The following is a 22,244-nucleotide window of genomic DNA, read 5'->3' on the forward strand; positions in this document are numbered from 1 at the left end:
TAAATACCAAAGGGCACCTGCTCACTAGCTACTTCCAGAATCCCTTGGTACTCCTTCTGGTTCATCTCGTACAGGCGGTTCTTTACCTTTACCTTCATCTACCTCCACCCCTTCTGTATTTAGTCCAGGTTCTTCTGTTTCAAAGATTCCCTGCTCAATCTTGATCCGTTTGACTTCCTCTGCCTTTTCATCTTCTGACAAAGTATCGCCATACATTTCATCTACAGATTTTTCTATACTCATAACTCCGCAAGTTCGTGCTTTGCTGACTGTTTCCACTACGGAATCAAATCCAGGTGCTGCATACTCTCCAAATTTAACCGACACCTCATATTCATCTGGGGAAGTTCCTTTCATAAGGTCATAACTCATCATAACCTTGCTGATCAGCTCTGGCAGAACCTTATTCAGCACTTTAACCAGCGTTCCTCTGGTATGAGAGGTTATCTTTTCTTTCTCCCTTTGGCTCTCTGCATTATCTGTTTTTTTCAGGTCAATCCCCAGTGTAGCTGGCGAAATAATTCCCTGCAGAACCAGATCCATGAAAGCGGAGTAACTGCCTAAGTACGCTTCATAAGATATCTGGGGCTGAGACACCTCAATCTTATCGCTGTACCCTTCTTTCTTAACTGCTCCGATTGCTATGTAGTCATTGTCAAACTCGTTAGGCTCAAATAGTTCGCCTGTAGCTGGATCTCTTGGTATCATATCTTCGGGAATATATCGGTTTACACGACCTTTCCTTACTGCATCAAGCCACTGACTAATTACTTCGTCCAAAGCGTCTAGGTCATCGGTCTTTCCCTCAAATAAAGCCTTACCTCGTCCCTTCCACTTACTGGACGTAAAGAATATGAGTGGTACTCCCATAATGTAATCACCATCAAAGGCTGTATCCTCATAAATAACTGTATCTGGCAAAGTATCCAAGGGTACTTCTTTCCCTCCATCATCAAAGAGTTTATAAGTGACATATCCCTTGCCATAGGTTTCTTCCAATCTGTATTCCTTGGTCTTGTTATCTGAATACTGGTATTGCGTAGAAAAAACCATCTCAAACAATCTACCTCGGTTATACTTGTACTCAACCCGATCCGCTTCGCAAAATTCAATAACAGGATAATTACTCACCTCATCAAGACTGATTTTAAAAGCCCCATCTCCTATTGTTAGAACAGAGGAAACGGCTTCTCCTAACAGGTTCTCAAAGCTGTTATCCTCGGCAATCTCATTCCATAGTTCTTTAAGTGGTTGCGCCTTTCCCTCTTCTCCAAAACTAATATCATTTAAATCAGCTGTTATAATATCTTTAAATCGGTCTACCACAATTCCTACAATACCAGAATGTATCTTTCTTACTTTTCGGAATGGTACAGAAGCCCAGAATCTTGCTTTAAACACATCGCAATACGCAGTCTGCTTAAAGTATTGTTCCAGTTCTGACGGGTCTCCACGATACCATATCTTATTTTTCAGTACGTTACCTTGGAATGATAAAGGTTCTTTGATGACAACCTTCTGCTCCGTGGCAGGTTCTATTTTTAGCAGCTTGAAAAACATATCCTTAAACCACCCCATCATGTATTCCTCCTTCCTATTCCGATTTTCACCTCGTATGGCAGCCACGCATACTGCACACTATTAATCATGTGGTCGTTCCTGTCCTCTGGTGTATTATCTTTCTCTTCCAACCAGCTGTATACCTCTAATTCACGAATATAGTTAGTGCAAGTATCCACAATATAGAAACACGGCTTCGCTCCAGCATCTGCAAACCAGTTAAGCTGATTTGTAATACGGTCAATAATCTTCTCTTTCTTCCAGGCATCATTGAAATTGTAAATACAGCCATTCAGACGTTTGTATTTTAAGAACTCCGTAATTGTTGCCTGATCAGCGGAATCAATAAAGGTATCTCTGGAAAATCCCCACTCTTTACGATTTCTTTCAAGAAAGTCAATGTAATTTCGAACCGTATCCGTAGGAGCCAGTGGCGTTCCAACTTCTGCATTGTTGTAAACCTTTTCAGCCAAAACGTAGCAGTTTCCTTTATTTGTAATCCCAATAAAACTCATTGAAATGGTATCCGGAGACTTCTGTGAATAAGACGTATCCAAACCGCCTGAGAAGTGCACGAACCATTCTGTCTGGTGCCGGTCGTTTGGATCTCTGACATATTGCTTTGCATAAGCCTTGGTGACCACATGCTTCTTACGGTCAAAGTTACTAAATACCAGACCCGTGGCCTTTCCTCTAAGCCCTTGGATTTTGTTCTTGTATATCTTGGTCCCTATTGGTGTATTGCGAATAATGTTTTCAATCTTTTCCTTGGGTAGACCCAAATTATGGGTAAAAGAAAAGAACCAATGCACCCAGCCGGACTTTGGTTCCTCTCGTAACTCATCTCGTATTTCTCTTGGTGTTTCTTCTTCCCACTCTGGAAGTGGTCTGGAACAGTTAATATACTCCTTATAGACTGGTAGATTCGGATCATCTGGGTTAAGCGTCCCCATTAGGTAATCACACCGCATGGCTGACTCTCTTACAAACTCAATATCAGCGGTATTGATCTCATCTATGTATAAGCAGCCATACTGACCGCCCAAAGCCTTCTGCCATTTCTTCTTGTCTCCGTAGCCCATGACATAGACAACCTTATCTCCTCCGGAAGTATGAAAGAGAATATGCGGAATTTTATCGTCCTTGGTACCGTTCCCGTTGTACTCTGCCAGAATACCAAAATCATCTACAATTCCTAAATCCTTATTGATGATATTTTTCTCGGCGGTTCCGGTATCCTTAGCAGCTATAATGTGCAACTTCTTGGGGCTCTCTGCAACCTTAAGCATGAACTTAAACAGGCCAACCGTTGTCTTTCCTGCAGCTGTGGTTAAGTTCCCTCAAGGAATTCAGCAGGTGCATTGCATTTTAGAAAGGCTTTGTACTTCTCTGACAGAAGCAGACGTTCATCACTCATGAGGTTGATCACCTCCTCGCATTTGCTTGACCAGGTCATCAAGTTTAGTCCTTTCTGTATCCAAAGTTCCAGATACATTGTTTTCCACCTTAGTTGTATACCCGTATTTACTCATCCAAAGTCCAGCCAACTGTGAAGGGATTACCTGCAATTCAAACTTCTTACGTGCATCAACCTCGCATTCCTCACGTATGCGTGTAACGATGTCCGAATACCTCTTCTTGATCGAATATGTATCATAAAACAACGACCTTGGAATTCCCACAAAAACACAGAACCCCTCAATCGTATATGTGATACTGCGCTGCAGCTTAGCGCTGACAAATTCACTATTCTTGGAACTGAAATCATGGGTAAGAACCTCCTGATTGTCACAATCAGCTTTATAAGCATCCCATAACTGTTCCATTTCCTCTGGTGTTTTTATTTTTAACGGCCTTCCCATTCTCTCACCTCACCTTCCAATCTGGCTAATTTTTATATCAAAAAAGAGACGGGTTGACCGCCTCTGTACTTGGTTGCAAAATATCAATTAATTTTTTTTTGTGGACCTATGTATTCGACATTACCAAATGCAAGTATCGGGAAAAAGATTAATGGTAATAGCACTAGACCAACAGCAAAACCACCACTTTTACCAAAAGCCTTGGAAATCTTAAAACAGTAAATAATACATAAAACCACTGAAGCCAATCTTACGAGAGTACTTAAAATTCCAATTCCTCTCCCGATAGAACCTATTACCCACAAAAACATAACCGCAATAAAATAATTTGCATTTCCAAAAGCTATTTCAGACATTATATATGCATTGTAAAAAGGCACCAATATCGCCCAACCAGGTTTACCCGCTTTGGAAAAAATCCTCCAATTTGTAACCAAAAGAAAAATGAAAAATGCTAAAACAAATATTAAGAAAATATTACCAAATACAGCAGATACATGATACAGATTATACATACTTAGTCCCCTTTATATATTTTCTTTCATCATACACCAAAATTTACCAAAAGAAAACACCCATCGGCTAAAAATCGACAGGCATTTTCAAAAAGGAGAATATCAGGAATCAATCAGTCACCGGGCTGTTACACCCGGCAACCGCAGGGGGATTACCTAAATGTAGGTATGCAAAGCTTTTCTGTCTGGCTCCTGCATGGTATCATACTAACATATTTCTTTGGGACATTGAGGGACATTTTCAAAAAATCTCAAATTTCTTTTCTTACAACTATCTTCTGTAAATCTTACCCCCCGCTTCGGAAACATTCGATTCATAGCTTGCGCTACCTTCCACCAAGGAAGTCCATCTATGTAATACAGTCGAAACATGGTCCTTACCTCACTCTTGGGAATAGACTCAATATATTCCTCTGCCCGCGTCATAAGTTCCAGTAACTCCGCCTCTTTGATATCCAGTACTTTCTGAAGTCTTTCGATAGCTGCCTTTTTCCGGTAATGCTCCGGTGTAGGATATCCGGTAATCTTAATGCTTCCATAAGTACCATCAGATCTGGTCCCCTTCACAGAATCCGAAACGATACCCAGATTTCTGATCTGCTTTTCCAGCTGCTCCTTGCGCCGGCGAATATCCTTGATTTCCTCTCTCATCTCACAATACTGGACCAGTATTTCTTTGTCCAAATCATGTCACCTCCCTGTTGTCAATTTCTTCTTTCTGCGCTTCTTTTGCATATACAAATCTGCGTAATTCATGGTTTCTGTCCTGTTTGGATCCTTAAGGCTTGTCACCTGAACGATATGCTTAAACTTTCTTACAACTTTCATCTTCTCTGACTCAACCTGTACACCACGAACAAAATCTTTTCGATAGCTCACATAAGTAAACTTGTCCCCAACTTTTACATACTTCTTAAATTCTTGCAATTCACGAATTGTTATACCTAGATCTTTCTGATCGGTTTCCTTGTTAACACTTTTTCCTGCTATCTTAAATTTATACCGTTTCCCGTAGGTCCTTCCTTCACGGGCATAATCTCTTACGGCTTGTCTAGGTACGGAAAGTAAATCCTCCCACTCCTTGGAGGTATGCTCTCCTAGAAGCTTTCCGTTATCGTACACAGCATATATTATTTCATGCATCAACTATTCCCCCTCCTTCCTTCGTCTGGCTTCTGCACAAGCCGGACCTGTCCTACGCTTCGGATCCGAACACAGACTTGTATATGTATAAGCTGGCATTGTTGCACTAAAGGTCATAACCGGCGGTGCTTTTATAGCTGTAGCGAGTTCTGCCTGCAAAGCTTTTTCCCGTTTTGTCTTTTCTTCTCGCTGCTCTTTTGATGATTTTTTCAATTTATTAGCTCCCTTCTTGTTTGTTCTTTAGTAGATTAATTTTAATTTTTATGATAGAATTAATTCAAAATTATACGGAGGATAAATGAATGAATAATTTTTATAGTGGAGATACTTTAAAGGAAAAAGCACCAAAAAAACTAATAGCTATAGCTAAAAAAACCAAAGCAATAAGTGATGAAAATGATGTCCTAGCTGTTTTATGCTCTGTACTTATGCCAGCTTCTACCAATTTTGCAATATGTACGAGTAAAGAAATTATTTATTTTAAAACTAGTTTCACTTATAAAACAAACAAATATCCATTAACTTCAATTACCGGAATAACCAAAGAAAGTTATTCGTCAGCAAAAAATTATGTAACTTTTATTATTGGCGGTAGCGAAAAGATAGTTTTAGATATCACTGCTACTCCACAAGGCGCTGTGAATTTCACTGATTTTGTAAATGATTTAATCAATCAAAAATCGTCTAATAATAGCTCACTTTCCCCTGCTGATGAACTGAAAAAATTCAAGGAGTTGCTTGATATGGACGTAATTACTCAGGAAGAATTTGATACTAAAAAGAAACAACTCTTAGAACTCTAATTTATTTGACCAACAGTCTTTATTGCTGTTGGTCTTTTTGCCTTTCACAGTCTCTTCACATATCCCTCAAATTCCTGTCACAATTTCCTGGTATATTAATACTTGTAAAGAGGCAAACAACCTTTTAATATAAATACTTTTTTTCATACTTTAGCCGGTAGGATTCCCCGATCTTACCGGCTCCTCCCTTTTTCAAGCAAATCTAAGCTGTGCATGACTATCATCTATATTCATATTAGGAATTCTCTCTCCTACTTTCAAATAAGGACACGCTGTATAACAAAGTTTTTCTGCCATCAGAGGAACAACACTGTTACCAATCTTCTCAACTTGCAGAGTCTTGGGATAAAGCTTTCCGTTTGGCATCTTAAATTCAATAACGTAATCTTTCGGAAACCCCTGTCCCAGTTTCAACTCTTCAGGTTTCAGCATTCGAAACCAGATATCAACGATCTGATATGTAACTCCGTCTATTGCCACAAGGACAAGTCCAAACCGGTCCTTTGTAACAATGGTGCCTATGGGTTCATTCAGGCTTTGACCGATTCCATGACCGTAATACTTGATCAGAAAAGCTGATACCAGCGCAAAATGTCCATGGGAAGTAGTGATTGTATGTATTGGTTCATTTACACTCTGACCGGTTCCCGTTTTATAAAACTTTGATAGAAAGCAGGTTACAAGCGCATAACGATTCGACGTATCAATCGTCTGTATTGGTTCTTTCAAACTCTGTCCCCGTACCTCACCTTTCGCTGTTTCGGAATGATACTGTATCAGGAATGGAGCTGCCAGTTTGTCCGGAAGAATAAACCGGTTTGGATCATCAACTACAAACTTTTTAATACCTGCAGCTATACGGCTGAGTGTTTTATCTTTTAAGGGTCGCTTCCTTGTAAATATGGAATTGCCTAAATCAGTAAAGTCAATATCCTGACTGATTGGCTCCCAAGGCTTCATTCCATTTATGCCAGCCTTAGCATGAGTTTGTTCCGGCCAGACAATCGGCCTTCCATCAGATCGAAACTGTCCGTACCAGCGCTCTCTGGTTGTATGCGCTCCATAGTCCGCAGCAACTAAGACCCGACACTCAAACTTATAACCAAACTCTTTCATAAGGCGAATAAATTCATTGTAATACTCTCCTTCTTTGGCTTTAATCGGCTTATTGTTTTTATCCAATGGTCCCCATTTTCGTATCTCCTTAACGTTCTCCATCATGATAACTTCCGGTACTTTTCCCGTTGCTTTTAAAATCAGCTTACACTGTTTCCATACCCCCATTGGAAGTATCCGTAAGCCCCGCTCAATCGGTTTGGATCCTTTTGCGTTTGAATGTGAAGTGCAGTCAGGACTCGCCCATACAAAGCTTACTTTTTGTCCCCATGTAAGGAACTTGTTAATTTTGACTTTCATAATATCTTCCGTGAAATGGTGAGTGTATGGGTGATTGTATTTGTGCATCGCTATTGCAGCGGCATTATGATTAATTGCATAATCAAAGCACCTGCCCCATGCCATTGTGCCGCCTACGCTCACCCCTCCACCGCCACAGAAATAATCTATAATTACATCTCTCATTTTGAAAGGAGCCAGGATATCCTGTTACGGTGGCCACCGCTCCAGCCTCCTTTCAGTTGATAATAAATTCTTCTTGTGCTATAGTTTTTGTATCATTTGTTTAGGCGGACAGGTGTCCGGGTGAGAGGAAAATGGTTGGCAGTCATTATACTTGTAATTAAAATCTTTGCAACCATTATTGATGTTTCGGAAGCAACGGAGGCATTTATGACTAATACCCAACTTACATTTTCACAAAACTTAACTACCCAGGTCTACACTACTGCCGGCCACCCCTCTCCCTAAACAAATGATGATTTAATATTCTGTTAAATCCTAATTTCCTGGAATCCAATTCTGTCCACGGGTACATTCTCGACAATCATCAGCCTGCTGATGACACTCTACTCCATCATAAAATTTGCATTCATCGCACAAGGAATTACATCTGTTACCGCATGTCTCACATGTTTCTTCTTCCACGGTTTAACCTCCATTTAGTCCTAATCTACTACAGTAAGGCCATCTACTGCATAACCGCCCCGAAATCCTTCAAGCAATACGCACTCCGTACCACACAGATCCCATGGCTCGCTTCGAACTTCAAATATTTTACCGTTATTACTCTCTGCGACCCTATATTTATCATTCATGACAACTCTATCTCCAATTTTCATACCTCCACCTTTCTCCCTGCACTTCGGGAAGCCCTAAAGTTTATTATTGTGACTTACCTGCCTTTCCTGGCACACACTCAAAATGCATATGCAGCTTACTCCGCCTCTTGGTTGTTATTCGAACATGGTCCCCGTGGATCTCTTTCCCACAGATATAGCAGATATATATTTCATGTTGGGGAACGGTTTTTGATTTAGCCGGCATTCTTTTCACTTCCTTTCACAATTCCGTGAACAATTTCCCTTAGCTGCCTTGCATATTCAAGGACCAGATCTGCATCCTGTTGCATGAAAGCTGCCTGGCTTGCCTTTTTCATGATTCCAGATTCCCTTATTGCTGTATTAATCTCCAGATATCTCTCTTCAGCATGAGAGCGTTCTATCTTTAATCTATCAAGTACTACAGCCTGAAGGATCTCTTTGGTCATACTCCCAATCTTTTCTCTTAATTGGTCATATGACTTCCCATACTTCGTTGTCAAAACCTCCAGAGGTACATTTTCTTTATTCCGTTTTAGACTTTCTAGCAAGGACTGATATTTATTTATATCCACATTGCCTGTCATATTTCCTCCTAACACACCGTCACAACCAGTCACAACACTTTGTAACCTTTTTATACCTTGCAAACCCTTGATTTTACTACGTTTTTCACACTAGGTTACAAAGTTACAAGGTTACAAACTTTTTTCCTTATGCGTGCGTTGTATGTAAATTATCTATTTTGCAGAAATATATATGTGCCTACGTGTATAGTATAAAATTCGTGTAACTTCTGTAACTTTGTAACTTCACCCCTCAAACCCGCATAAACACTACATTCTTGGGTTACAAAACCGCCTTTTAAAATGTAACTCTGATTAAAATAGTGTAACGTTTTTACTTAAATGGCAGTTCTACATCACCTACAGGCTCAAATTCTGTCTGTTTTTCAGCCAAGTCAATACAGGCACAACGTACAGATTTCCCATTCACTTTGGATGATTTATATAAATTCCCCTTATTATCTTTAAATAATCTTCCTTTTTGATCTAGCCAGGATAACAACGCTTTTCCATTGAAACCACCCTCGTCGCATATTTTTTCAAAATTAGCCCGAATAATACGGACTTCATCTCCTTTGATTGTTCCATAACAAGGATCTGCATCTCGTTCAAACTTTGCTTGATTGCTTACACAGAAATCTTGTATATACTCAAACCCACGAACTCCAACATCAACTGCCTCTTTGCTATGTAGGGACTTTTCTATATCTTTCACGGTTAAAGCTCTGCCATCACAAAATATCCACTCTGTTGCTAGAGCATCAGCGGCCAGAATCGCTGCACCAGCCATGGTTTGCTTTTCTGTAGAAGCAGTTCCTAATTCTTGATAGAACTGGTTATAATACCTCTTAGCCTTGTCCCTTGCCTCTTCTACAGACAGGAATCCCATAAATATCCGCCCTGCGTGTCCATAGTTGGTTCTTATAGCGTCCAGAAGCCCATGAACATCTTTGAATAGCTTCTCACGGCATTCAACCTCTATAATACGGTTTACGGCTCCACCACCAGATGCATTGTGCGTTATAGGGGATTCTCCTGAAGTAATGGTGCAGTTTTTCCATGTAGGGGTATTCTGCAATCCTCCTGTCTTTGCTCCTCGTGTCTTTCCTATTCCTTCACACAGCATATAAACCGCTTGCTCAAAGGATTTCTTATCTTTAACCAACTGAAACTCGTCCAGAATCAAAGGAAGGTTATTCACAAAACTTGCTTGCTGTTCCAGACCTACCACGGTACCATTAAACGTCTGCATATAACTGGCATCATCGTTCGGATCCGCCCACACAGACACGGCTAAAAGCTGGGCTACTGTTTTTCCTGTCTCTGAACCACCCCACAAATGCACAATAAAGTTCAGCTTTCCTATCGTCTTCAATATGGCTGACGCAAAGCTTGCAGCCAGTGCAATCCGAGCTGGCGAATCTGTCTCTCTCACCTTCCTAACAACCTTTACCCATTCTTCTAGCTTGCCCTCTGAATGAACAGAATCAAAGATCATCTTAAAATTATCTTGCCCATCAAATTCCAAACCTCCTGTGTATGGACAAAAAAGTCCGTTCTTAGTCCACCCCAAATGGCTTACAGATTGCACTCTTGGTATAACGTTATGGTTTAAATCATCTATATTTTGAAGATATTCAACCAAATAAGAAGCATTTTTATCTGACACAGAGATATCTTTATTTGCCAGATCCTTGATACCATTTGCTGTAAACAATGTCTTTTTCTCAGCCACTACACTTTCCCACCTCTCAAAATTTCTGCGGTACATTATACGGAGTCTGACATTGCCATCTTCAACATTTATTAGTCTTTGCACTGGTAGAATAGGATGTGTACAAGCTATATCAAGTCCCTGATTATCGTTTCTCCTTGTAATTCCTTCATCATCAGCATTCCAGTTACCTGTATAAAGTTCTATTGGTTGATCCTTAAAATTGGTCACATTATTGACAACACTGTTTATGCCTTTCTTTTCCCCATGTTGATCAAGGTATGCCTTTACCATTGTTCCAAAACGCCGGAATCCTACTTTCTCCGCATTGCTGGACAGGTCATTAAACATCTGCATGTATTGAAAGCCATCGTCCCTGTGGGAATAAAGGAGTTCATAAGGCACTTCTGTATTAAATTCTTCTTTCGTATACTCCCTTAAAGGTTCGTTCATTCTGAGTTCCTCATTTCCTCCTGCTCTTCCCGGATGCCAAATACCAAAATTCTATACTCTTCTTCCAATCGTTGCTTTTTATTAACCACCACTGTCCATTCATCAGACAGCGGCTCATATATTCTTTCCAGCGCATCATACAAACGTAGCAACCGACATACTTCATCCAACTTACCTAATTTCCATGACTTAAATACTTCCTCTTTCCTCCGTTTAACTTCCCTTTCTCTTTTTCTCTTTAGTATCTGAGACTTATACATCTTCCCATCTGATTGATAAGTTCCACCAAGTTCCATGAAAGCCTCCCTGAATGTAAGGTTATCCATCATTTGAATGAATGAGAATATATCCCCGTTGGCTCCGCAAGCATGACAGTGAAAGTCTTTGTCATATACTTTTAAAGAAGGGCTTCTATCACCAGTGTGAAACGGGCAGGAAATAAACCCCCTCCTGTTTGGTTGAAAGCCGTAGCGTTCCACAACATCCTTCATGCTGTATGTATCTTTAATCTCTTCCACTGTCAGAGGGAACACCTCCTAATAAATCAATTATCTTTTTGCCCGTATGTAATTTGTCGCAAAATAAGAACTGGGTATCATATTTACACTCCATAGTCTTTAAGATCTTTTCCAGTTTCTCTCCGGTAACCGCTTTCGGAGACGTTTTCAGGCGCGGATTGTTCCATTCATGGACATCGTCAATGCTTTTGATCTGGTTGCTGTGCTCTACGAGAATAATCACCTTCACGCCTATTTCCTGCGCTCGTTTCAGTTCGTCCGTAAATCTCTTGTGATCCTGACATACATTGGAGGCAACCTCAGTTAAGTTTTGTTTTCGGTCTATGATTAGTCGGGGATTATCCAGGTTCATATAATCCCCGACATACAACTTTGACACATAATAATCCACGCCCCGGTCTTCAAATTCTGCTAGGATCTTCTTTATTGCCTTCGCCTTTTCACGGCTGTCTATCTGTATATTCAATCAATATCACCTCGCAAGGCCCTATCAACTGACACGCCTTCTTTAATACGCTTTGCAAAACGTTTATAATTCAGCCTCTCTTTTCTGCAAAATTCCGCCATAGTATAAGCCTCCCCATCATAATGGATTATTTTATTGCTGGTTTTGTTGTTTGCCTGAACTAAGGAATCTACCCACCTACAATTAGATGGACTATACCCTTTATTAACATCAATCCTATCAATGCTTAAGTCATCACCATAGCCATGTTGAGTAGCCCATTCCCGAAAAGCGACAAAATCACTCCAGTCGTTGCATATTAAAATTCCTCTGGCGCCATATTGTTTGAATTTTTGATTTTTGGGATTATAACAGCGCTGTCTCATTGACTTCCAAATGGTATATAAGCGAGTCCCAGTGCCCCCGTGTTTTAAATGGTTATGATTTCCGCAAGGAGCGCCCATTTCCATCACCTCCAGTTAATTAAATGGCAAAGCTTCGTCTTCGACTCCATCAGGGATATTCATAAATCCATCGCCAATCGCATTGTCAGGGGAAGGCCTTTCCTCATTAGTCGCATTGTTAGGGTTTTTGGATTCGCCGAATTCTACTTGTTCTGCGATTACATCTGTTGTATATACTTTCTGGTCCTCTTTGTTTGTATATGATCCTGTTTGAATACGGCCTTCAATTACGATCTTGTTTCCCTTGCAAAAGTATTTTTCGATGAACTCCGCTGTCTTTCCAAATGCTACTATATTTATAAAGTCCGCTGTTTGTTCACCATCTTTTTTAAATCTCCGGTCAACAGCAATTCCAAAACGTGCAACTGTATGACCATTATCTGAATACCGAACCTCTGGATCTCTGGTTAGTCTGCCTATTAAAATCACCTTATTGATATGTCATTCCTCCTCTATAATTCATATTCCAGCCCTTTATTTGCTACATAGACCGGACACTTTACTAACTCATTGACCTCCTTCTGAAACATTCTTTCGTCACTGGTTTGGTCTGATAAATGCATAAGACAGACTGTTTTTAAAACTTCATTCCTATTTGCTACTATGAAATCCTTACAGGTCTCAAACTCCATATGCGTCAGCTTAATTCGTTCTTGCAGTCCTTCATGATATGCTTTATTTAATAGTTCCAGACTGTAGTTGCACTCTATCATTATGTGGTTCACGTCTCTAAATCGGTACTTTATGTACTCCGTATCTGTTGCAAACAACAAACGTCCTATGTCTCTATGTTCAATCAGAAAGCCAACACATGGAGCATCGTGAACGCATTCAAACGGCTTGATATAAAATCCACCTAAACGGCTATCCATTAACGGCTGGTTGCTGCTCAGGCTGTTAAAATGCCTGATAACTGGAATACCTGCCTTATAATATTCATCCGCATATTTTCCATGGTCTAAATGCACATGCGAGTAGATAAGTCCTACAATCTTGCTAATATTGAAATCAAGGACTTTCTTGACCTCTTTGAATGGAATCCCTGCTTCAATCACCAAACACTCAGTCTCATTGTGGAGCAGATAGCAGTTCCCTGCCGATCCACTCCCTAAACAGGTCAATTTCAAAATGGATCACCGCCGTTTTCCTGAACAATATCATTGCTGCCTGTCTCTGACACTTCTTCAAAATCAACCGTGTTGGCCTGTCCCAAATCGTTCTCCAACTGATCTGAATTTTCATTGTCAACATATTGGGGAGTTCCGTTTTCATTTATGACCGCCATATCCCGTTCGTATGCGTCAGACATTTCAATGCTCATGATGCCCCACTTACTGATCAATTGACGGATCATAGTCTTTTCTGCCATTTCGTCAAAGCTTTTGTACCAGAAAGAAGAATATTTCCAGAGATCCTTTTTGGGAATCTTCCCTTCCAGAAGCAAATGGTAACTATCAAGGTGAAACGCTTGTGAATATCGGTCTGCGTGTTTCTCCATCTTGGCTTTGGTCCAATAGATCTGTTTTCTGAAACCATTGAGAAGTTCAAAATATGCCAGATATCCAATGACTGGAAGTTCTTCTCTAATTGCATCATCTTCTATGAATTCAAATTGATGCTTTCCAGTCGTCCGTTCACGCCCCTTGTGTTCACCTTCACGGATGTAAATAACATCCAGATCTTTGTATTGGCCAGTTCTCATTGCTAACTGCTTGTAACCCTTAGCCCCTAGTTGAAATTGAGCATCTACCGAAACAACTTGTCCATTCCGGTCTTTTTTCTTATAAGGGACCATATAAAATTGTCCCAGTTGAGGACTGGGGGAAAGATTTAAGGCTTCACCCAGTAACGCAGAACTTAATATACTATTATGGCTGCACTCCTGTAACGCTGGTGTGTTCTGAACTGCTGATACCACGCTTGCAATAAATCTAGTCGTGTTCTTTTGTCCAACTACCTGCATGATATTGGCCTTGACTTTATCGCTTGATAAAAAGCTTGCCATCCCTTTTGGCTGTGTCGTTGCAACTTCATTGTTCATTTTTATACCTCTACTTCCAATGTGCTATTTTCTGATACTTTTAAGAGGACCAACTGTCCTTCCATGTTTGGAATATTAAAATCATTGACCGACTCCGCATTATCAATAAAAATCGGTGCTGATACCTGATAGATCTCCTGCAGGGCTGAAATAATATCTAACCCAGCAACCACTCTATGACCAGTGTTTAAGGAATTAAAAGGAACCCCGTTTACCATGCACTCACATGTCTCCTTGTAGCCTCCATTAATTTGTGTTTCAAATAACCGAAAATTAACAATCTTAAATTTTGAGTTGATTCGAGAAGATAGCAAGTCCATCTTTGCCTTTGTAAACTCCTCCAGAAGAAACAACTCTTTTTCCTGATCCGCAATTAGCTGTGATGTGGTCCGCTGCTCCTGTTGCAGTTCTAATACACGGGCCTGCACTCTTAAATTATTTTCTTTTCCCGTAAGTGTAGATTTGACTCTGTCCAGCTGTACAATCAGTTCTTCTTTCTTCTGCCTTAACTGATTCAAATATCCCGATCCGGTTCCCATTTCCTGAACCTGTTTTTCCAGACTTTGTATTTCCGCTGAAATGGATTGGTACTCTGGACTGTCAATTACCTCCACTTGTTGAGACAACGCTGCCAACTCTTCCATGGCAGCTGTCTTTCGCTTATTTAGTTCCACCTTATTGGTCTTGCAAGCCTCCAACTTCTCTTTAAGAGTGCTGATTTCTTTTTCAAGAGTTTCAATATTTGCCGCAGTCTGCTTTCCATTCTTCACAATGTCATCTAAACTCTTTTGCTTGATTGACTGAAATTCTTCCAGCTTTGCTTCTCTTTGTTCTGGTGGAAGAGTCTGTTTGCACATAGGGCAGCATAAACTGTCCGCATTTACCTGCATACCATGGACTTCTTTGTGGTTTTTAAGCAATGCCTCTCTATAAGACCGATTACTTTCCAGAAGTTCCTGTTTTTGCTGAATCTCTCTTTCTGTCTTTTCGTACTCCCGTATGGCATCTGAAAAAGCATACCCAGCATCATCAATTCTTCGCTGAATTCCACGTCTTTGATTCATCAAATCTTCATTCAATTTGCGCTTTAAGTCACTAATGTCAAACTGTTTTTGCATAATTGCATTATTAATCTCTGCAATTGCCTCACTGGCTTTTGATGCGCTGTTCTCCTGCTCTTCCAGATCATTGATCTGCTTTTCCAGATCAGCTTTCTGGTTCTCACATTCTGTAAAATCAGCCTGTACCAGTCCCTTGCTGGCCTCGTCAATTCTGGCCGGAAGCTCTGTCTGTCTCTTGTTTAGTTCTTTTAATGCTTTTTTCGCTTTGGCTGTTAAATCATCTACGGAAAATTCTTTTAAAGTGTCAGACAGTAAAGAAAATTTTTGATCCGTTGAAATCACGTCCTGATCCGTAACCTCAGAAACCAATTTTAAAAGAATCGTTCTCTGATCTTTCCATTTCAGAGAAGTAAAAGTCTGTGGACTGGTAATGAGTTTAAAAAGTTCTTCGCTCATTAACCCATTTATGTAAGCTTTATAGTCTTTCTCTGACTTTGGAATCTCATTAATTTCATACTTATTGATATTTCCCTGCAGCTGGGAAACTTCACTGCCTTTCTTTTTCACCCAGTTCTGCTCTTGTGCTTTAACAAGCAAAGTCTCTTTTCCGTCTGCTTCCAAGGTGGCAGATACTTTTATGACCACGTTGTCAATAGGTTTGCCCTGGCTATCATTTGGACGAATATTGAAATCAGATTTCCCTTCACTGTCTTTATTAAAAAGCAGCCAAGTAAAACCGTCCATGATAGTTGTTTTTCCGGTTGCATTCTGACCAGAAATGGTTGTTCTCTCTTGGAAATCAATCACTAACTGAGTGATACCCTTGAAATTCTCCATAGAAATTTTCTTTAATCTCAGATTCATTCTCTTGCAATCCTCCTGTGCCCTATGTATAATAGGGATGAATAGTGTTTACGTGTTACCTTGATTCCCCGGCTGTTCCCGCAGTTGGGGTTTCTGTTTTAAACCACTTAAAGCTCTCTTTCATGAGTCCTCACCTCTCAGCATCTTGATTCTGTCCTGAATGGCAGTTAATTGTGCCTGAGCTCTTCTCAAATCACCGTCAAGCTTTTCCATCTTTCCAGCCCGCTCTACCATATCCTCAATAAGAGGCATACCAAAATCAGTGTAAAGCTTTGCGATCTGCTCCTTTCCCTTGATTTCGCTTATAGTCGGATACCAAGTGTAGACATATTCGATGGTGCTGTACTCCTCGTCACTGACTGAATGCTGGACCAGATCCTCAAACTCGTTCTTCATCATAATTTCTCACCCCCTCTCACATTACTTCTAAAGCACCGCACACCATAAACATTAGAGCAATGCTTCCAGTAAATATCACCGCCGGCATGATCCGCTTTGTAAACTCCATCAGCTTCGATGGACGGGTGTCATTGTAATCATCTAAACTTTCATAGTACTTTCTCATACTTGCTCCTTTCCCCTTACAATTTGCAGAATCTCCTGATCACTCAGTCCCAGTGCAGATACCATGATCCACAAATCCTCCAGCCGGAAAGTTTCCGGGTGCTGCCATCTGTATTTCACTGTAGATTCCGGACGGCTTAAACGACGAGCAATTTCTTTAGTCCTGATCTGTTTAAGTTCCATACGCTTCCTGATAGTAACCTTAGCAATCAGTTTCTTTTGTTCAAAATCACTTAGTTTTAACTTCGGCACTTATATCTCTCCTTTTATAATCCTTACATGGATACCCCCTGCTACGTTCCGGACAAAGCCGACGGTACCTGCAGGAATTGCATGAATAAGTAACCATGTCAGGCTACTCCTAAATTCATCTGTGCATTAGCGGTTTCAATTAATTCCACAAGATACGTTGGTACTTCGTAACAGTCAATCAACTCATGAGCATCTGCGATATACTTCCGTTTCAGGGCTTTATAAGACTTAGGTCTGCCACTGTCATCATAAATTCCAAACTCCCTCTTGATCTGATCGTAAATATCTCGGTAGACCTTTGAGCGGATTCCTGCATCTTTGTAGGCTTCGGATTGCTTCCCTTTCAGAACCTTTACGCCCTTGCGCTTTATATGATTGGACAGCTCGTCCGCTTCTGCTCCGTAGAGAGGTATGTCAAACTCTAACTTGTCCATTCGTTCTTCCATCTGGACTTGCTTCTTGTCGATCATGATGATTGCTTGTAGCTCTTTAGACATGTTTGGCATTTCATAGTGACCATACTTTCGGAGTGAGGGGATAACTTCATCAAATACCCAGGATTCAAACTGTTCAGCTGACGGCAATTCACTATGTGTTATTAGTCGATATAAATCTCCCTCAGGTATGCAATTTGTTTTCTGCTTACCTCCTTGTGAAGGTATTCCCTTTTTGGTAACCCCTTTGCAATGCTGTATTACCGCCTTGCTCGGATTGCTATAACCTAGTGCTCTAGCAACATCAACCCCTACAAAATAAATCTTCCCTTCTAATTCCACTGTTCGTATCTGTCCAAACTCAGCATTATTAAAAATTTTTAAATCGTTCACTCTTCTTCCTCCTTTAAAATATCCTCATCTACCACGCCAATAGGTTCATAATCGCCTCTTCCAGTCGGGTCAAACATGACCTTTTGGTGTAGCATCTTAAAATACCTATTATAAATTGGAATGAGCTCGTCCAACATTTGAACTGAAACTTCCAGCTGTTCTGGTGTCAGATCGGATACTTTCTTAAGCCGCCCCCTTTTGTCAAGTGACCTGATATATGGTCTTGCACGATAAGGGCCATTACAAGCTGTATCCATGTAAAATAGGTTACTAGGTTCGTGAATTATTTTTGCCAGGAGAAGGAACGCTTGATTCCATGCGTCACTGTTAAAATCACTGTAGCCAAAGATGGGTTTTGCGTTGTCCAAATTGGTTACACGGGAGATCACCTGTTCTTTCAATAGATCACGTAATTTTGTGGTTTTCTTTGGGGCCTGCATTAAATTCACCTGAGTTTGCAAGGTGCTGACCTGAGTTTTTAAAGCATAATAATCTTCGTTACTAATTTCCAATGTCTTGTCCTCCTCTTTTTTCAATGTGCTATTACACGTCCTTGGTTTCTTCTAATAAACTGTCTACGGTTACACTTAACAGTTTCGCTACTTTTTTTAAACTCTTTGCTGTAGGACTTACCTTGTTCCATTTGCATAAGCTTCCGGTTGATAAGCCTGTTTCCGATTCTATAAAATTAATGGATAAACCGAACTTCTTAGCGGCTGTGCAAATATTGTCATATACCATGATTCCATTCTCTTCTTGCTTCGTAAAATCACCTCCATTTTCAGTTCTGAAAAAATCGCGAAAATATGTTGACTTACTTCTGAAAATATTCTATAATTGGATTGTCGATCAAATTTAATAAAAATTCTCAGATATTTCTATCGCCATTGTTATGCGATTATTTCAGAACCTTATAATCACATTATACGCGATTATTTCAGAATGTCAAGGGTATTTTTGCGATTTTTTCAGGATTTATTAAGGAGCGCAAAATGGATCTTAAAGAGCGAATCAAAGAATTATGTAAGAACAGCAATATTTCAATGAATCAATTAGAGCAAGAGCTTGGTTTTGGAAAAGGGTATATTAGTAAACTAGGGAAAAGTACACCCAATACTACTAAAATTCAGCAACTTGCTAATCGTTTAGGAGTATCAGTGGATTATCTCATGACCGGAAACGCAGAAGATGATAGCGAATATTACTATACAAATGAGGAAACCAGAAAAATAGCGCAGGAAGTTTTTGAGAATCCAGACTTGCGCTCATTATTCCATGCGGCAAAGGATTTACCACCAGAAAGATTAAAGGCGCATATAGACTTTATTCAATCTTTAAAGAAGCAAGAAGAAAAACATAATGATGAAGGGTGTTGATTTGAATGAATAACCCGTTGCTCACAGAAGCAATAGGAGTATATTTTTTTGATATGGATACAGGAATTGAAGAACAAGTGACCTGCAATATCGACGGAAGCTTTACTATTATAATTAATTCAAGACTAAATCAGGAGCGGCAAATGCTGGCATACCAACACGCGCTCTTACATATTGCTAATGATGATTTTAGTAAAAAAGATGCTGATTCCGTAGAATTGACTATGTAGTATGCTTATGTAACTTAATGTACAATTTAAATAGCCAATGGCTTTTTAATAAAAAATATAAAGAAAAGGGGAAATGAGTGTGGATAATATCTTTTTGTTTCTTTTGATTGTCGGGGTTTTAGGGATTCCGGTGAGCTTGATATTTTCGGTTATTAGGCTTTTGCAAAAGAAAAAAGTAAAGCCCAGTTTATTATGTGCGGGAGGATTGTTCGTTTTGTGTATAGTAAGTTTTATCGGATTTGGAGTGACTAATAAAACTTCTGGCAAAAGCAGTCAAGACCAAGAGGTTTTAAATAGTGCCGAGGATATACCTGTCACATCAAATACGAGCAGTAAAGCAAAAGCAATTAGTGAGGAATCGCCAACTAGTACAGAGAGCGAAACCAGCACTGAAATTGAAGTAACAACTGAAGCCGTCCCAAGCACGGAAGCAGAAACAACCAATGCACCAACCGATGATGAACTTTTTGCTTCAAAATTATGCGAAAGCGGACTTGTGTCACAAGAAGTCGCAAAAACAGCTTATTCAATCTTAAAAAATGATATGGGATTTGAAAGGATATCAGTCATCGGAACAAATAAAGTGGGAAATACAAACTTTGATATAAAAGCAGATAACTATAAATTGATGATTACCGCAAGCGATCAGCTTTACAGAGTTATATGTGGAGATTACACCTTGTATTCCGATGGAGTCGTCAAGTTAGCCAAGCAAGGTTTGGAAGATAGGGAAATAGGGAACAACGGAGCAAGTTATCATGTCATAGCAAGGGAAATTGTATCCTCAAATTTAATAAATCCATCCAGTGCGAAATTTGCTTCTATGGATAATTGCCAAATAGCCCGCAATGGAGATCTTGTGGCTGTAAAAGGGTATGTAGATGCAACAAACTCGTTTAATGCCAAAATAAGAAATAAATTTGTTGTAGAATTTAAAGTAATAGATTTGTCCAGTTTCTCTTATGAAACCGTATATATCAATATAGATGGGGATTCTTCGGGTAAATATATTGATCTCAAATAATCAATCTAAACAGCAAAAAACCGCCCAGCACTTGCAATGCTGAACGGCTTCACATAGATTTTCTCTTACCGGACAAACCGGAAAAGATATGATTTTAATGACAAATAAATTATATCATTTCCAAAACGTTCTGGCAAGAGGGCGTATTTTTTTACTCAAAAATAAGTAATTACGAAAGGAAATGATAAAATGGCAAAAGCAAAGAAACTACCTTCAGGCTCCTGGAGAGTCCAAGTATACGATTACACAGATCAAAATAGAAAACGACGATATAAGTCTTTCACCTGTGATGACCCTAGCCCTGCAGGACGAAGGAAGGCTGAATGCATGGCCGCACAATATGCCCAGGATAAAGAAGCAAGATCACGATCAGAAAAAACATTCGGACAAGCTCTTACGGATTATATTACTATGAGGGAGCCAGTTGTTTCCCCTCGCACTATATTAAATTATAAAAGGCTGCAGAATAAAGATCTGAAAGTTTTATGTGATATAAAAATTGCAGATATAACCCAAGAACAAATACAAGAGTTTGTTAATCAGGATACAAAATCTCATTCTCCCAAAACAGTCAGGGATAATCATGGATTAATCGCGGCTGTCATTAAACAAGAACGTTCGGAATTTGCATTGAATACCGTCTTACCAAAACAGGTACGTCCTCAACTGTATATACCCTCAGATAAAGATGTGAAAAGGCTTATCAATCTTGCGGCCGGTACTGATTTGGAACTTCCGATACTTCTCGCTGCCTTCGGTCCTATGAGGCGAGGTGAGATCTGCGCCCTTGATAGCGAGCATATTAACGGCAATGTCGTACATGTATGTAAAAATATGGTCCTTGCACCAGGCAATGTATGGGTAATAAAAGCACCTAAATCTTATGCGGGTGATCGCTTCATCGACTATCCTGATTTTGTAGCTGAGAAATGGAAAGGGCTATCAGATAGAATCACGAAGCTGTCACCAGATAATCTATCAAACCGATTTGCAAGGCTGCTTAATAGCTCCGGAATTCCACATTTTCGATTCCATGACTTAAGACATTATTCAGCCAGCATTCAACATGCCCTGGGAATCCCAGATGCATACATCATGAGCCGTGGCGGTTGGGGCAATGATGGAGTGTTAAAAAATGTATATCGTCACGCAATGACAGGAAAAACAGAAGAAATGAATAAGATAGCAAACACCTATTTCAGTGATATGCAACACGAAATGCAACACGAAAAAAAAGAACCCTAGTATTTACTAGGGTTATAGAGAGGCGACAACCAGATTTGAACTGGTGATCAGGGTGTTGCAGACCCACGCCTTACCACTTGGCTATGTCGCCATATTTAAATACTAAGTTAAAATGACCCCAACGAGATTCGAACTCGTGTTACCGCCGTGAAAGGGCGATGTCTTAACCGCTTGACCATGGGGCCTTACTATAATTTCGTTTCCTCACAGTCTCTACTTGAGTTTTACGAACTCCCCGAGTAGGACTTGAACCTACGACCCAACGGTTAACAGCCGTTTGCTCTACCAACTGAGCTATCGAGGAATATTGCCTTAAAACTTATTGAGGTACATACCCTCAAAACCACACATTGTTATATATCTATTCATCCGTAATCTCTACCTAAACCAACTTGGTTAAGCCCTCGACCTATTAGTGACAGTCAGCTACACATGTTGCCATGCTTCCACCTCTGCCCTATCCACCTCGTCGTCTTCAAGGGGTCTTACTCTTGCGATGGG

31 protein-coding genes, 3 tRNA genes and 1 rRNA gene are annotated in these 22,244 nt (G+C 40.0%); 6 read left to right on the forward strand and 29 right to left on the reverse strand.

Annotated elements, in window-relative coordinates; genetic code table 11:
• Nucleotides 1–24: 24 nt before the first annotated feature.
• From EFT72_RS13230 to EFT72_RS13260, 7 genes are all read right to left on the reverse strand, one after another.
• Complete coding sequence (locus EFT72_RS13230) at nt 25–1,581, reverse strand: capsid protein (protein ID WP_243110016.1); 1,557 nt, start codon at nt 1,579–1,581, stop codon at nt 25–27.
• Nucleotides 1,578–2,819, reverse strand: a complete 1,242-nt coding sequence (locus tag EFT72_RS13235; protein ID WP_347561884.1) for a terminase — start codon at nt 2,817–2,819, stop codon at nt 1,578–1,580. The genes EFT72_RS13230 and EFT72_RS13235 overlap by 4 nt, the downstream gene beginning before the upstream one ends.
• 150 nt (nt 2,820–2,969) lie before the next feature.
• Nucleotides 2,970–3,422, reverse strand: a complete 453-nt coding sequence (locus EFT72_RS13240; RefSeq protein WP_124067397.1) for a terminase small subunit — start codon at nt 3,420–3,422, stop codon at nt 2,970–2,972.
• 83 nt (nt 3,423–3,505) lie between these two features.
• Complete coding sequence (locus tag EFT72_RS13245) at nt 3,506–3,937, reverse strand: DUF5684 domain-containing protein (protein WP_124067398.1); 432 nt, start codon at nt 3,935–3,937, stop codon at nt 3,506–3,508.
• A 207-nt stretch (nt 3,938–4,144) separates the two neighbouring features.
• The gene (locus tag EFT72_RS13250; RefSeq protein ID WP_206426655.1) at nt 4,145–4,621 is read right to left on the reverse strand and encodes a hypothetical protein; all 477 of its coding nucleotides are present in this window, start codon (nt 4,619–4,621) and stop codon (nt 4,145–4,147) included.
• Between the two features lie 6 nt (nt 4,622–4,627).
• Nucleotides 4,628–5,080 (reverse strand): hypothetical protein, encoded by a 453-nt coding sequence (locus tag EFT72_RS13255; protein WP_124067399.1) that lies wholly within the window; start codon nt 5,078–5,080, stop codon nt 4,628–4,630.
• Between the two features lie 3 nt (nt 5,081–5,083).
• Nucleotides 5,084–5,293 (reverse strand): hypothetical protein, encoded by a 210-nt coding sequence (locus EFT72_RS13260; protein WP_124067400.1) that lies wholly within the window; start codon nt 5,291–5,293, stop codon nt 5,084–5,086.
• Between the two features lie 89 nt (nt 5,294–5,382).
• Between EFT72_RS13260 and EFT72_RS13265 the strand changes: the two genes are divergently transcribed.
• Complete coding sequence (locus EFT72_RS13265; RefSeq protein ID WP_124067401.1) at nt 5,383–5,883, forward strand: SHOCT domain-containing protein; 501 nt, start codon at nt 5,383–5,385, stop codon at nt 5,881–5,883.
• A gap of 192 nt (nt 5,884–6,075) precedes the next feature.
• On the opposite strand, the gene EFT72_RS13270 is transcribed toward EFT72_RS13265, so the two are convergent.
• Complete coding sequence (locus tag EFT72_RS13270) at nt 6,076–7,464, reverse strand: DNA cytosine methyltransferase (protein WP_124067402.1); 1,389 nt, start codon at nt 7,462–7,464, stop codon at nt 6,076–6,078.
• A 120-nt stretch (nt 7,465–7,584) separates the two neighbouring features.
• Between EFT72_RS13270 and EFT72_RS19295 the strand changes: the two genes are divergently transcribed.
• Nucleotides 7,585–7,749 (forward strand): hypothetical protein, encoded by a 165-nt coding sequence (locus EFT72_RS19295; protein WP_164473156.1) that lies wholly within the window; start codon nt 7,585–7,587, stop codon nt 7,747–7,749.
• A gap of 30 nt (nt 7,750–7,779) precedes the next feature.
• On the opposite strand, the gene EFT72_RS19300 is transcribed toward EFT72_RS19295, so the two are convergent.
• The 17 genes from EFT72_RS19300 to EFT72_RS13340 form a co-directional block, all read right to left on the reverse strand.
• Nucleotides 7,780–7,926, reverse strand: a complete 147-nt coding sequence (locus EFT72_RS19300) for a hypothetical protein (protein ID WP_164473157.1) — start codon at nt 7,924–7,926, stop codon at nt 7,780–7,782.
• A gap of 20 nt (nt 7,927–7,946) precedes the next feature.
• Nucleotides 7,947–8,120, reverse strand: coding sequence for a hypothetical protein (locus EFT72_RS19305; RefSeq protein ID WP_164473158.1), 174 nt, complete (start codon nt 8,118–8,120; stop codon nt 7,947–7,949).
• Nucleotides 8,121–8,314: 194 nt separating this feature from the next.
• The gene (locus EFT72_RS13275) at nt 8,315–8,686 is read right to left on the reverse strand and encodes a hypothetical protein (protein ID WP_124067403.1); all 372 of its coding nucleotides are present in this window, start codon (nt 8,684–8,686) and stop codon (nt 8,315–8,317) included.
• A gap of 313 nt (nt 8,687–8,999) precedes the next feature.
• Nucleotides 9,000–10,832 (reverse strand): DUF927 domain-containing protein, encoded by a 1,833-nt coding sequence (locus EFT72_RS13280; RefSeq protein ID WP_124067404.1) that lies wholly within the window; start codon nt 10,830–10,832, stop codon nt 9,000–9,002.
• On the reverse strand, nt 10,829–11,350 hold the full coding sequence (locus EFT72_RS13285) for a CHC2 zinc finger domain-containing protein (protein ID WP_124067405.1): 522 nt from the start codon (nt 11,348–11,350) through the stop codon (nt 10,829–10,831). The genes EFT72_RS13280 and EFT72_RS13285 overlap by 4 nt, the downstream gene beginning before the upstream one ends.
• Nucleotides 11,337–11,816 carry an ERCC4 domain-containing protein gene (locus EFT72_RS13290; RefSeq protein ID WP_124067406.1) on the reverse strand — a complete coding sequence of 160 codons (480 nt, stop codon included), beginning with the start codon at nt 11,814–11,816 and terminating at the stop codon, nt 11,337–11,339. Before EFT72_RS13290 ends, EFT72_RS13285 begins: the two co-directional genes overlap by 14 nt.
• Complete coding sequence (locus EFT72_RS13295) at nt 11,813–12,259, reverse strand: hypothetical protein (RefSeq protein WP_124067407.1); 447 nt, start codon at nt 12,257–12,259, stop codon at nt 11,813–11,815. The genes EFT72_RS13290 and EFT72_RS13295 overlap by 4 nt, the downstream gene beginning before the upstream one ends.
• A 15-nt stretch (nt 12,260–12,274) precedes the next feature.
• On the reverse strand, nt 12,275–12,697 hold the full coding sequence (locus EFT72_RS13300) for a single-stranded DNA-binding protein (RefSeq protein ID WP_124067408.1): 423 nt from the start codon (nt 12,695–12,697) through the stop codon (nt 12,275–12,277).
• A 14-nt stretch (nt 12,698–12,711) separates the two neighbouring features.
• Nucleotides 12,712–13,386 (reverse strand): MBL fold metallo-hydrolase, encoded by a 675-nt coding sequence (locus EFT72_RS13305; protein WP_164473159.1) that lies wholly within the window; start codon nt 13,384–13,386, stop codon nt 12,712–12,714.
• Complete coding sequence (locus tag EFT72_RS13310; protein WP_124067410.1) at nt 13,383–14,300, reverse strand: recombinase RecT; 918 nt, start codon at nt 14,298–14,300, stop codon at nt 13,383–13,385. Before EFT72_RS13310 ends, EFT72_RS13305 begins: the two co-directional genes overlap by 4 nt.
• A gap of 2 nt (nt 14,301–14,302) precedes the next feature.
• Nucleotides 14,303–16,225 (reverse strand): ATP-binding protein, encoded by a 1,923-nt coding sequence (locus EFT72_RS13315; protein ID WP_124067411.1) that lies wholly within the window; start codon nt 16,223–16,225, stop codon nt 14,303–14,305.
• Between the two features lie 120 nt (nt 16,226–16,345).
• Nucleotides 16,346–16,624, reverse strand: a complete 279-nt coding sequence (locus tag EFT72_RS13320; RefSeq protein ID WP_124067412.1) for a hypothetical protein — start codon at nt 16,622–16,624, stop codon at nt 16,346–16,348.
• 16 nt (nt 16,625–16,640) lie between these two features.
• Nucleotides 16,641–16,790, reverse strand: coding sequence for a hypothetical protein (locus EFT72_RS19310; RefSeq protein WP_164473160.1), 150 nt, complete (start codon nt 16,788–16,790; stop codon nt 16,641–16,643).
• Nucleotides 16,787–17,041 carry a hypothetical protein gene (locus EFT72_RS13325; RefSeq protein ID WP_124067413.1) on the reverse strand — a complete coding sequence of 85 codons (255 nt, stop codon included), beginning with the start codon at nt 17,039–17,041 and terminating at the stop codon, nt 16,787–16,789. The genes EFT72_RS19310 and EFT72_RS13325 overlap by 4 nt, the downstream gene beginning before the upstream one ends.
• Before the next feature lie 98 nt (nt 17,042–17,139).
• Nucleotides 17,140–17,868: an ORF6C domain-containing protein gene (locus EFT72_RS13330; RefSeq protein WP_124067414.1), complete on the reverse strand. Its 729-nt coding sequence runs from the start codon at nt 17,866–17,868 to the stop codon at nt 17,140–17,142.
• Nucleotides 17,865–18,380 carry a hypothetical protein gene (locus tag EFT72_RS13335; protein ID WP_124067415.1) on the reverse strand — a complete coding sequence of 172 codons (516 nt, stop codon included), beginning with the start codon at nt 18,378–18,380 and terminating at the stop codon, nt 17,865–17,867. The genes EFT72_RS13330 and EFT72_RS13335 overlap by 4 nt, the downstream gene beginning before the upstream one ends.
• A 31-nt stretch (nt 18,381–18,411) precedes the next feature.
• Complete coding sequence (locus tag EFT72_RS13340) at nt 18,412–18,609, reverse strand: helix-turn-helix domain-containing protein (protein WP_124067416.1); 198 nt, start codon at nt 18,607–18,609, stop codon at nt 18,412–18,414.
• Nucleotides 18,610–18,860: 251 nt separating this feature from the next.
• On the opposite strand from EFT72_RS13340, the gene EFT72_RS13345 reads away from it, so the two are divergent.
• The 4 genes from EFT72_RS13345 (at nt 18,861) to EFT72_RS13360 (ending at nt 21,743) form a co-directional block, all read left to right on the forward strand.
• Nucleotides 18,861–19,244 carry a helix-turn-helix transcriptional regulator gene (locus EFT72_RS13345; protein ID WP_124067417.1) on the forward strand — a complete coding sequence of 128 codons (384 nt, stop codon included), beginning with the start codon at nt 18,861–18,863 and terminating at the stop codon, nt 19,242–19,244.
• Between the two features lie 5 nt (nt 19,245–19,249).
• Nucleotides 19,250–19,474 (forward strand): hypothetical protein, encoded by a 225-nt coding sequence (locus EFT72_RS13350; protein WP_124067418.1) that lies wholly within the window; start codon nt 19,250–19,252, stop codon nt 19,472–19,474.
• Nucleotides 19,475–19,553: 79 nt separating this feature from the next.
• Nucleotides 19,554–20,498, forward strand: coding sequence for a hypothetical protein (locus EFT72_RS13355; RefSeq protein WP_124067419.1), 945 nt, complete (start codon nt 19,554–19,556; stop codon nt 20,496–20,498).
• A 189-nt stretch (nt 20,499–20,687) separates the two neighbouring features.
• Nucleotides 20,688–21,743 (forward strand): site-specific integrase, encoded by a 1,056-nt coding sequence (locus tag EFT72_RS13360; protein WP_124067420.1) that lies wholly within the window; start codon nt 20,688–20,690, stop codon nt 21,741–21,743.
• A 20-nt stretch (nt 21,744–21,763) separates the two neighbouring features.
• Here EFT72_RS13360 and EFT72_RS13365 read toward each other — a convergent pair.
• From EFT72_RS13365 to EFT72_RS13380, 4 genes are all read right to left on the reverse strand, one after another.
• Nucleotides 21,764–21,834: transfer RNA gene (locus EFT72_RS13365), tRNA-Cys, on the reverse strand.
• Nucleotides 21,835–21,856: 22 nt separating this feature from the next.
• A tRNA-Glu gene (locus EFT72_RS13370) sits at nt 21,857–21,928 on the reverse strand.
• 46 nt (nt 21,929–21,974) lie between these two features.
• Nucleotides 21,975–22,047, reverse strand: a tRNA-Asn gene (locus EFT72_RS13375).
• Nucleotides 22,048–22,135: 88 nt separating this feature from the next.
• Nucleotides 22,136–22,244 (reverse strand): 23S ribosomal RNA (locus tag EFT72_RS13380); the annotation flags it as partial.

This window comes from Clostridium sp. E02 (genome assembly GCF_003833015.1).
GTDB lineage: Bacteria > Bacillota > Clostridia > Lachnospirales > Lachnospiraceae > Lacrimispora.